The organism is Streptomyces sp. HSW2009, assembly GCF_040240285.1.
Classification (GTDB): Bacteria; Actinomycetota; Actinomycetes; order Streptomycetales; family Streptomycetaceae; genus Streptomyces.
The window spans coordinates 1-10,119 of the sequence record NZ_JBEHZD010000278.1; the positions used below are offsets into that span (position 1 = coordinate 1).

General features: G+C 73.6%; 9 protein-coding genes and 1 pseudogene. 5 read left to right on the forward strand and 5 right to left on the reverse strand.

Going from position 1 to position 10,119, the window contains the following annotated elements; translation table 11 throughout:
- Both AAHZ94_RS20160 and AAHZ94_RS20165 read right to left on the reverse strand, forming a co-directional pair.
- A pseudogene (locus AAHZ94_RS20160) lies at nt 1–330 on the reverse strand (hypothetical protein); the annotation flags it as partial.
- 344 nt (nt 331–674) lie between these two features.
- Nucleotides 675–1,454, reverse strand: coding sequence for an alpha/beta hydrolase (locus AAHZ94_RS20165; RefSeq protein ID WP_349994369.1), 780 nt, complete (start codon nt 1,452–1,454; stop codon nt 675–677).
- Between the two features lie 359 nt (nt 1,455–1,813).
- Between AAHZ94_RS20165 and AAHZ94_RS20170 the strand changes: the two genes are divergently transcribed.
- The 4 genes from AAHZ94_RS20170 to AAHZ94_RS20185 all read left to right on the forward strand — a co-directional run bounded on the left by AAHZ94_RS20170 (nt 1,814) and on the right by AAHZ94_RS20185 (nt 5,939).
- Nucleotides 1,814–2,605, forward strand: coding sequence for a lysophospholipid acyltransferase family protein (locus AAHZ94_RS20170; RefSeq protein ID WP_349994376.1), 792 nt, complete (start codon nt 1,814–1,816; stop codon nt 2,603–2,605).
- Nucleotides 2,606–2,661: 56 nt separating this feature from the next.
- A complete protein-coding gene (gene macS, locus AAHZ94_RS20175) occupies nt 2,662–4,062 on the forward strand; it encodes a MacS family sensor histidine kinase (RefSeq protein ID WP_349994370.1) in 1,401 nt (466 codons plus the stop codon).
- The gene (locus tag AAHZ94_RS20180; RefSeq protein WP_349994371.1) at nt 4,059–4,733 is read left to right on the forward strand and encodes a response regulator; all 675 of its coding nucleotides are present in this window, start codon (nt 4,059–4,061) and stop codon (nt 4,731–4,733) included. The genes macS and AAHZ94_RS20180 overlap by 4 nt, the downstream gene beginning before the upstream one ends.
- Before the next feature lie 177 nt (nt 4,734–4,910).
- Nucleotides 4,911–5,939, forward strand: coding sequence for a 6-phosphofructokinase (locus tag AAHZ94_RS20185; protein ID WP_349994372.1), 1,029 nt, complete (start codon nt 4,911–4,913; stop codon nt 5,937–5,939).
- 96 nt (nt 5,940–6,035) lie between these two features.
- Here AAHZ94_RS20185 and AAHZ94_RS20190 read toward each other — a convergent pair whose 3' ends face one another.
- A complete protein-coding gene (locus AAHZ94_RS20190) occupies nt 6,036–7,994 on the reverse strand; it encodes an anthranilate synthase family protein (RefSeq protein WP_349994377.1) in 1,959 nt (652 codons plus the stop codon).
- A gap of 311 nt (nt 7,995–8,305) precedes the next feature.
- Nucleotides 8,306–8,581, reverse strand: coding sequence for a trp operon leader peptide (locus AAHZ94_RS20195; RefSeq protein ID WP_349994373.1), 276 nt, complete (start codon nt 8,579–8,581; stop codon nt 8,306–8,308).
- Between the two features lie 90 nt (nt 8,582–8,671).
- Between AAHZ94_RS20195 and AAHZ94_RS20200 the strand changes: the two genes are divergently transcribed.
- The gene (locus AAHZ94_RS20200; protein ID WP_502964723.1) at nt 8,672–10,021 is read left to right on the forward strand and encodes a class II 3-deoxy-7-phosphoheptulonate synthase; all 1,350 of its coding nucleotides are present in this window, start codon (nt 8,672–8,674) and stop codon (nt 10,019–10,021) included.
- On the opposite strand, the gene AAHZ94_RS20205 is transcribed toward AAHZ94_RS20200, so the two are convergent.
- Nucleotides 9,934–10,119 (reverse strand): hypothetical protein (locus AAHZ94_RS20205; protein WP_349994375.1); only part of this gene is annotated, 186 nt, incomplete at its 5' end. The genes AAHZ94_RS20200 and AAHZ94_RS20205 overlap by 88 nt on opposite strands.

Here is a 10,119-nt window from a genome sequence, read left to right on the forward strand (position 1 = left end):
GGCGGTCGCGCCCGCGGGCCCGTCGCCGGTCGTGTGGTGCGTGCTGGCCGGTGGCGCGCCGGCTCCGGGGCGCTCGGCCCCGCCGTCCGTACCGCCGCCCGCGCCGTTCGTACGATCCTGAGGGGTGTCCCCGGTGTTCCCGTGCCCGCCCCCGGGGACGCGGCCGTCGGCCCTGCCGGCTGCGTCGTCCGGCGGGGTGGTGTGGTCGGTGCCGGCCACCTCCCGTGCCGGTGCGGGGCGGTCGCTCACCGTGGGGTCGCCGTCGGACGCGGGGCCGTCGCCCGCCTGCTGTCCGCCGTCCGACCGCTGCTGGTCGTCGGCCGCGGCCACCTCCCGTACCGCCGTCCCATCCGTTGGCGCGGCGCCGTGTGACGCGTCACTCGGCGCCGATGTGCTCCCCGGAGTGTTCCCGGTAGGGCTCCCCGCGGTGTCCCCAGCGGGGCGAACACCGGCACCCGGCCCCTCGCCCGCCGCTACCTCAGCATCCGACCCGTCACCGACCGGCGCGCCACCGACTGGCCCGTCACCGACCGGCGCGCCCGGCCGCTGCTCAGCGGCGTCGGGACGGCCGTCGTCCGTGGGGCGCTGGGCGTCCTCGTCGGGCCCGGTCCCGGGCTGTGCGTCGCGCTCGGGCATCGGTCCCTGCCCTGCCTCTCCCTCGGCCCGCGGCACGGCTAGCCCACCTGCTCCGTGAGCGGCGCGTCGGCATCGGCGGTGAGCCGGTCGATGAACGCATGGGTGTCGGCGAAGATCAGCTCCGCGTCGTAGTCCAGCGTGGCCACGTGGTAGCTGCGCTCCAACAGCCGCTCGGTGAGGTCCGTGGAGGAGACCCGGGCCAGCACGCGGGCCGAGTCCACCGGCGGCACCACATGGTCCTGCGGGCTGTGCATCACCAACAGCGGCTGCGTGACCTGCGGCAACTCGGCGTCCACCCGGCGGAAGAACTGCCGCAGCGAGTGCGCGGCGTGCAGCGGCACCCGGTCGTACCCGCTCTCCTGCGCCCCCGGCTTGGCGATGTCGCTCGCGATGCCCGCCACCGAGGGGGCCAGGTGCCGCAGCACCGGCAGCGCCCTGGTGGCCAGCTCGTGCATCTTGTTGGCCGGGTTGACCAGCACCAGGCCGCTGATCGCCGCCCCGTGCTGGGCCGCGAGCCGCAGCGCCAGTGTGCCGCCCATCGACAGGCCGCACACGAAGACCTGGGAACAGCTCTGCGTCAGCCGCCGCAGTTCCCGGTCCACCTCCGCGTACCAGTCCTGCCAGCCGGTCACCGCGAGGTCCTGCCAGCGGGTGCCGTGGCCCGGCAGCAGCGGCAGCGAGACCGTGTGGCCGCGGTCGGCGAGGGTGGTGGCCCAGGGGCGGACGGACTGCGGGGAGCCGGTGAACCCGTGGCAGACGAGGACGCCGACGTCGCCGCCGGTGTGGTGGAACGGCTCGGCTCCGGGGAGCAGCGGCACCGGGGTCTCCGTTCGGATCGATGGCCGGACGCGGCCTGAAGGTCGGGACCTCAGCCTACGCGGCGCCCTGCACCGCGGGTAGGCCGATCCGGCCGGTACGTGCGTCGCCCCGCGCCCCCGACCTGGGCCGGGTGCCCCAGACCTGGACCGGGCGTCGCCGACCTGGACCGGGCGTCCCTGATCTCGGCTGTATGCCCCGACCTCGGCCGCGCGCCCGCGGACTGGCGCCACGGGGCGCGGGGCGGTCGCCGCCGCTCCCCGTCGCCGCCCGGCGCCGACCGCCGGGCGAGAACGGTGCCGCGCCACGGGTTAAGGTCTCTCCGTCGGATACAGGAGGTCCTCGGTTGTTCTACGGCGCAATGAAGCTGTCCATCGGCGGGTCGCTGAAGCTTGCCTTCCGGCCGTGGGTGGAGGGCCTGGAGAACGTCCCGGCCGAAGGGCCCGCGATCCTGGCCAGCAACCACCTCTCCTTCTCGGACTCCTTCTTTCTGCCGGCGATGCTCGACCGCAAGGTCACCTTCATCGCCAAGGCGGAGTACTTCACCTCGCCCGGCATCAAGGGCAAGATGACCGCCGCCTTCTTCAAGGGCGTCGGCCAGCTCCCGGTGGACCGCTCGGGCGCCCGCGGTGCGGGTGAGGCCGCGATCAAGAGCGGCATCGAGGTGCTGGAGCGCGGTGAGCTCTTCGGCATCTACCCGGAGGGCACCCGCTCCCCGGACGGCCGGCTCTACCGCGGCAAGCCCGGCGGCCTCGCCCGAGTGGCCCTGGCCACCGGTGCCCCGGTGCTCCCGGTCGCCATGATCGACACCGAGAAGATCCAGCCGCCGGGCAAGGTGGTGCCCAAGCTGATGCGCCCCGGCATCCGGATCGGCAAGCCGCTGGACTTCAGCCGCTACCACGGCATGGACGGCGACCGCTTCATCCTGCGCTCGGTCACCGACGAGGTGATGTACGAGATCATGAAGCTCTCCGGCCAGGAGTACGTGGACATCTACGCGACCGCGGCCAAGCGTCAACTCGCCGACGAGGCGAAGCGTGAGAAGGAAGCGAAGGAAGCCGCCGAAAAGGCCGCACAGGCCGCCCTGGCGGCGGACGGCGAGCAGGCGGGGCACGCCAAGTGGAACAGGCTGGGCCGGCGCAAGGCCGACTAGCCGGCCGAGGCCGCCGCCCGTGCGCGGGCAGGCGGCGCCCAGCGGGGGTGGGGGAGATGGCTCAGCAGCCGAGGCGCGAGCGTCCGGCCCGCGAACGCGTGGCGCGCATGTCGGTCGAGCTCCCGCTGTGGCGGGCCCTCACCGGCTACCGCGTCCTGACCGCGCTGTACGCGATCGGCCTGTACGTGCACGGCTACGGCGAGTACGAGCATCCGCTCGGCGCCGGCGCGTACATGCTGCTGCTCGCCGGATGGATGGCCGCCACCTGGCGGATGGTGGGCTCCGCCGAGCGGTGCACCAAGCGCTTCCTCATCGCCGACCTGAGCGTGGCGATCGTCGGCATCGTGCTCACGCCCCTGGTGGACACCCACCAGCGGGTCATCGAAGGCGGCCCCACGCTCCCCTCGATCTGGACCGCGGGCGCCGTGCTCGGCTTCGCGATCAAGGGCGGCTGGCGCTGGGGCGCGGTCGCATCGGCCGTGGTGGGCGCGGCCAACATCATCGAGCGCGGCGCCTTCGCCCAGAACACCGTGCACAACGTGCTGCTGGTGTGGGTGGCCAGCGTGGCGATCGGCTACGTGGTCGAGGTGGCCAGGGCCAGTGAGCGCACGCTCGCCCGCGCCCTCCAGATCGAGGCCGCCACCCGCGCGCGGGAGCGGCTCGCCCGCGACATCCACGACAGCGTCCTCCAGGTGCTGGCCATGGTGCAGCGCCGCGGCGTCGCCATCGGCGGCGAGGCGGCCGAACTCGGCCGGATGGCGGGCGAGCAGGAAGTGGCCCTGCGCACCCTGATCTCCCGTGGCATCGGCCGGCGCGACCCGCGGGCCGGCCGGGCCGCGACCGGCGGCGATGCGCGGTCCGCTGCCGAACGGCCGGCGCCGGCCGGGCGCACCGGGGTAGCCACCCCTCCGTCTTCTCCGGCCGCTGCTGCCACCGGCCCCGCCGGCCCGATCGACCTGGCCGACCCCCCGGGCACGGACTTCGACGCGGACTTCGACACCACATTCGGCACCGGTGTCGACACCGACTTCGGCGCCGATCCGTACCCGGACGAGCCGCGCGACCTGCGCATCCTGCTCGCCCCGCACGCCGGGGCCAAGGTCTCGCTCGCCGAGCCGGGCGCCCCGGTGCTGCTGCCCGCCCACGCCGCGCGGGAGTTGGCGGGCGCGGTCGGCGCGGCGCTGGACAACGTACGGCGGCACGCGGGCGACGGCGCCCAGGCGTGGATTCTGATCGAGGACGAACCGGACCAGGTGATCGTCACCGTCCGCGACGACGGCCCCGGCATCCCGGCCGGCCGGCTCGCGGACGCCGCGCGCGAGGGGCGGCTCGGCGTGGCCCTCTCGATCCGCGGCCGGCTGCGCGACCTGGGCGGCAGCGCCGAACTGGTGTCGGTGCCCGGCCAGGGCACCGAGGTGGAGCTCAGGGTTCCCCGGGGGAGGAAGGACGCGCGATGAGCGGGACGGCAGCGGTACGCGTGATGGTGGTGGACGACCACCCGATGTGGCGGGACGCGGTCGCCCGCGATCTGGCCGAGGCCGGGTTCGACGTGGTCGCCACGGCTGGCGACGGGCCCCCGGCCGCCCGCCGGGCGACCGCGGTCGCCCCCGATGTGCTGGTGCTCGACCTGAACCTGCCGGGGCTGCCCGGCGTGCAGGTCTGCAAGGAGTTGGTGGGGGCCAACCCGGCGCTGCGGGTGCTGGTCCTGTCCGCGAGCGGTGAGCACGCCGACGTGCTGGAGGCCGTGAAGTCCGGCGCCACCGGCTACCTGCTGAAGTCGGCGTCCACCGAGGAACTGCTCGACGCGGTGCGCCGCACCGCGGCCGGCGACGCGGTCTTCACGCCGGGCCTCGCCGGTCTGGTGCTCGGCGAGTACCGCCGGCTGGCCAGCGACTCGCCCCCGGCCACCACCGACGAGCCCGGCGCCCCGCGGCTGACCGACCGGGAGACCGAGGTGCTGCGGCTGGTCGCCAAGGGCCTCTCGTACAAGCAGATCGCCGAGCGGCTGGTCATCTCGCACCGCACGGTGCAGAACCACGTGCAGAACACCCTCGGCAAGCTCCAACTGCACAACCGCGTCGAGCTGGTGCGGTACGCCATCGAGCGGGGCCTGGACGAGGACGCGTAGGGCGCGCCCCCGCCGCGCTGCGCGCCGTCCCCCTCCTGCGCCGCTCGTACGGGTGATTGCGCCGGAACAACTTCCGCACCGGGCAACGGAATTCACCGTTCGCCCCGTCCCGTGTGACCTGGATCACCGTTAGCGTGACTGCCATATCGGGTCATTCACGGGAGAAGGGAAGAAGCGATGCGGGTCGGAGTGCTGACCGGTGGCGGCGACTGCCCCGGTCTCAACGCGGTCATCCGTGCCGCGGTCCGCAAGGGCGTCCAGGACTACGGATACAGCTTCACCGGGTTCCGGGACGGTTGGCGCGGGCCGCTCGAAGGCGTCGTGGCACCGCTCGACATCCCCGCCGTGCGCGGCATCCTGCCGCGCGGCGGCACCATCATCGGCTCGTCGCGGACCAACCCGCTCAAGGCGGAGAACGGCATCCGCCGGATCAAGGAGACCCTGGCCAAACACGAGGTGGACGCGCTGATCACGATCGGCGGCGAGGACACGCTCGGCGTCGCGGCGCGGCTGTCCGACGAATACGGGGTGCCCTGTGTGGGCGTTCCCAAGACCATCGACAACGACCTGTCCGCCACCGACTACACCTTCGGCTTCGACACCGCGGTCAACATCGCCACCGAAGCCATCGACCGGCTGCACACCACGGCCGAGTCCCACATGCGGGTCCTGGTGGTGGAGGTGATGGGCCGGCACGCCGGCTGGATCGCCCTGCACGCCGGGCTCGCCGGCGGCGCCAACGCGATCCTCATCCCGGAGCAGCGGTTCGACGTGGCCGAGGTGTGCGGCTGGGTCGAGTCCCGGTTCAAGGTGCGGTACGCGCCCATCGTCGTCATCGCCGAGGGTGCCACGCCCAAGGACGGCGACCTGGTGCTCAAGGACGGCTCGCTCGACTCCTTCGGCCACGTCCGGCTCTCCGGCGTCGGCGAATGGCTCGCCAAGGAGATCGAGCGGCGCACCGGCAAGGAGGCCAGGACCACCGTCCTCGGTCACGTCCAGCGCGGCGGCACCCCCAGCGCCTTCGACCGCTGGCTGGCCACCCGCTTCGGCCTGCACGCCATCGAGGCGGTGAAGGACGAGGACTACGGCGTGATGGTCGCCCTGCGCGGCACCGAGGTGGTGCGCGTCCCGCTCGCCGAGGCCACGGCCAAGTTGAAGACCGTGGACCCGCGGCTGTACGAGGAGGCCGGGGTCTTCTTCGGCTGACCCGCCGGACGAGGCCGGGCCCGCACGCCACGCGGGCCCGGCTCGCACGACTACGGCGCGCGGGCCGGCTCTCACGGCCAAGCCGCCCGCCCGGCGCTACGGCAGCGGCACCGACTGCCGGGCCAGGGCGAGCTCCTCGGCCACCAGCGCCGCACCCGCCAGTGTCAGCACCGACTCCGGATGGAACTGGAGCCCGCCGAACCCGGGCCCGCGCAGCGCGTGCACCTCCCCGCTGGCCGCGTCCCGGCTGACCTCGATCCCGTGCGCGGCGAGCTCCTGCCGGGCCGACTCGTCACAGTGCGCGGTGAACGTGTTGTAGAAGCCGACGGTCTCCGGCCGGCCGAAGAAGTCGATCCGCTCCTGGGCACCCTGCGCCGGAACCCGCTTCCGTACGAGGTCGAGCCCGAGTTCCGCCGCGATCAACTCATGGCCGAGGCACACCCCGAGCAGCCCGTACCGGTGGCCGCGCACCAGATCGGCGGCGAGGGCGCGGAGCAGCCGCATCTTCGGGTCGGCCGCCTCCAGCGGATCGCCGGGACCCGGGCCGAGGACGATCGGTCCCCGGTGGGCGAGCGCCTCCTCGCGCAGCCCGGGTTCGGCCCAGCCGCGCACCGTGACCCGCAGCCCCGAGGTGGCCAACAGGTGCGCCAACATCGAGGTGAAGGTGTCCTCGCCGTCGATGACCAGCGCATCGACCAGCCCGTCGGCGGGAGTGCCCGCGGCGGTCCGCGGCGCCGTCTCGGGGGTGCGCATGCGCAGCCAGAACGGCGCCAGGTCGGCCCGCCGGGCAGCCAGCGCCGCCTGCACCCGCGGATCGTCCGCCAGCCGAGGGGCGGGCGCACCATCCGTACGCGCCGGCGCCGCGCGCACCCCGAGCGCCGTCAGCACCCCCGCGGCCTTGGCGTGCGTCTCGGCGACCTCGCCCAACGGATCGGAGTGGCGCACCAGGGTGGCCCCGACCGGCACCCGCAGCCGCCCGCCCGGATCGATGTCGGCGGTACGGATCAGGATCGGCGAGTCCAGCGTCCGCGCGCCGCCCGCGTCCCGGCCGATGAGCGCGAGCGCGCCCGCGTAGTAGCCCCGGCCGCGGCCGTCGGCGCCGCGCGGCTCGTGGCGTGCGATCACCCGACAGGCGTTCTGTACGGGGGAGCCGGTGACCGTCGCCGCGAACATCGTCTGCCGCAGCACCTCGCGCACGTCCAGCGTGCTGCGCCCGCGCAACTCGTACTCGGTGTGCGCCAGGTGGGCCATCTCGCGCAGCCGCGGCCCGATCACCACACCGCCCCGGTCGCCGACGGCACACATCATCTTCAGCTCCTCGTCGACCACCATCGACAGCTCCTCCACCTCCTTGCGGTCGGCGAGGAAGGCCAGCAGCCCGTCGACGTCGGGGCCCTGCTGCGGATAGCGGTAGGTGCCGCTGATCGGGTTCATCACCACGGTCTCGCCCGACATCCGCACGTGCACCTCGGGGCTCGCGCCGACCAGCGTCCGCTCGCCGGTGTGCACCACGTACGTCCAGTACGCGCCGCGCTCACCGGCCAGCAGCCGACGGAAGAGCGCCAGCGCGTCGCGCGTGCCGAAGTCGTGGATCTGTCCCTCGAAGGTGCGCCGGATGACGAAGTTGGCGCCCTCGCCGGTGCCGATCTCGGTGTCGATGACGCGCCGCACGATCGCTGCGTACGCCGCGTCGTCCACGTCGAACGCGCCGTCGTGCACCCGCACCGGATGGTCGGGCAGCGCGGCGAGCACGTCGGCCAGCGGCAGCGCGTACGTCTGTGTGGGGTGCAGTACGGCCAGCGGCGTGCCGTCGTCGTGGGCCTGGAAGCCGCGCTCGCGGATCTGCCGGAACGGCAGCAGCGCCAGCGCGTCGGCGACCGGCTCGCCGCCGCCCCCGGCGCCGGGCGCAGCGGCGGGCAGCGGGATGTCGGCGAGTCTGGGCACCTCGGTGACCGGCCCGATCAGCACCTCGACGGTGTCCGCGTCGTGGCCCGGGGCCCGGCGGCGCAACAGCGCGTAGGGCAGGCAGTCGTCGGCGAGCAGCCGCCGGACGATGGCGTCGGCGGTGTCGGGGGCCGGGCTTGAGCCGGTGTCGGCGGTCTCGGCGGTGCCGACAGTGCCGGCGGTGGCAGGGGTTTCGCCGGTGTCAGGGGCGCCGGAGGTGGCCGGCGTTTTGTCGACGCCGGAGGTGGCAGCGGCGTCGGTGGTGGCAGTGGTGGGGCGCGGTGCGGGGTGGTGCGACACGGCGGTTCCTTCCGTCCGGGGCGGTCCGCGTTGCGCGCGGACCTGGGGGAGAGGAACGGCCGGTGGAAACAGCGAAGGCCGCCCCTCGGGCGGCCTTCGCGTGATGTCTGGAGAACGCGCGATCAGTGGGCCGCCGGATGAGCGGTCCACCACCAGAAACGGGTCTGCTGCGCGTACATGGGCGGCACCCTACCCCACGCCTGCGGCGGTCGTGCACCGGCCGCCGGCGCCGGGCCCGCCCCGCGGCGACCGGTTCGGCACCGCCGCGGCCCGGCCGTCAGGCGGCCCCGCCCGCCGGTCCGCCGGGCGGTCGGATGACCGCCGGAGCCTCGACATGCACCGCGGCGAAACGGAGGGGTGGCCACCGTTCGTGAAGCCGTCGGTCGCAGATGCGCCATGTGTCGGCAACCGGTCCGGAACCAGCCGGAAACCGTCTCATCCAGTGGGCGTGGGCATGGACGTCCGGAAAGACCCCGTAATGTAAAAGCGTGACCGTGAACGCTGAATCCCACGCCGGTGGCAACACCTGGCGCTCCCTGACCGCGGCGCAGCAGCCCGATTGGCCGGACTCCAAGGCTCTGCGCGATGTGATCGCCGAGCTTGAGTCCTATCCGCCGCTCGTCTTCGCGGGCGAATGCGACCAGTTGCGCAGCCGCATCGGTGCGGTGGCCCGTGGCGAGGCGTTCCTGCTCCAGGGCGGCGACTGCGCGGAGGCGTTCGACGCGGTCGGCGCCGCCCAGATCCGCAACAAGCTCAAGACGCTGTTGCAGATGGGCGCGGTCCTCACGTACGCCGGTTCGGTGCCGGTGGTCAAGGTCGGCCGGATCGCCGGCCAGTACAGCAAGCCGCGCTCCAAGCCGACCGAGACCCGCGACGGCATCACGCTCCCGACCTACCGGGGCGATTCGGTCAACGGCTTCGAGTTCACCGAGGAAGCCCGCATCCCGAACCCGGAGCGCCTCAAGCGGATGTACCACGCGTCCGCCGCCACGCTGAACCTGGTGCGCGCCTTCACCACCGGCGGCTACGCCGACCTGCGCCAGGTGCACGCCTGGAACCAGGACTTCGTCAAGTCCTCGCCGTCCGGGCAGCGTTACGAGGCGCTGGCGCGCGAGATCGACCGCGCACTGAACTTCATGAACGCCTGCGGGGTCGACCCGGAGGAGTTCAAGACCGTCGAGTTCTACGCCTCGCACGAGGCCCTGGTGCTCGACTACGAGTCGGCGCTGACCCGGGTCGACTCGCGCACCGGCGACCTGTACGACGTCTCCGGCCACATGGTGTGGATCGGCGAGCGGACCCGGCAGCTCGACGGCGCCCACATCGAGTTCGCCTCCAAGATCCGCAACCCGATCGGTGTGAAGCTCGGCCCGACCACCACGGCCGAGGACGCGCTCACCCTGATCGAGCGCCTCGACCCGAACCGCGAGCCCGGCCGACTCACCTTCATCACCCGGATGGGTGCGGACAAGGTGCGCGACAAGCTGCCCACCCTGGTCGAGAAGGTCACCGCGTCCGGCGCCCGGGTGGCCTGGATCTGCGACCCGATGCACGGCAACACCTTCGAGGCGGCCTCCGGCCACAAGACCCGCCGCTTCGATGACGTGCTGGACGAGGTCAAGGGCTTCTTCGAGGTGCACAAGGGCCTCGGCACCCACCCCGGCGGCATCCACGTCGAGCTGACCGGCGACGACGTCACCGAGTGCGTGGGCGGCGGCGACGAGATCTTCGTGGACGACCTGCACCAGCGCTACGAGACGGCCTGCGACCCCAGGCTCAACCGCAGCCAGTCGCTGGACCTGGCCTTCCTGGTGGCGGAGATGTACCGGGACCAGTGAGCACCGGCCGGTGAACGGCGCAGTGGGGGGGGGGGGGGGGGGGGGGGGGGGGGGGGGGGGGGGGGGGGGGGGGGGGGGGGGGGGGGGGGGGGGGGGGG

Bases quoted from the DNA above. Each gene is read 5' to 3' on its own strand.
- AAHZ94_RS20170 (WP_349994376.1), top strand. From the start codon at position 1,814: ATGAAGCTGTCCATCGGCGGGTCGCTGAAGCTTGCCTTCCGGCCGTGG.
- macS (WP_349994370.1), top strand. From the start codon at position 2,662: ATGGCTCAGCAGCCGAGGCGCGAGCGTCCGGCCCGCGAACGCGTGGCG.
- AAHZ94_RS20180 (WP_349994371.1), top strand. From the start codon at position 4,059: ATGAGCGGGACGGCAGCGGTACGCGTGATGGTGGTGGACGACCACCCG.
- AAHZ94_RS20185 (WP_349994372.1), top strand. From the start codon at position 4,911: ATGCGGGTCGGAGTGCTGACCGGTGGCGGCGACTGCCCCGGTCTCAAC.
- AAHZ94_RS20195 (WP_349994373.1), bottom strand. From the start codon at position 8,581: ATGGCGCATCTGCGACCGACGGCTTCACGAACGGTGGCCACCCCTCCG.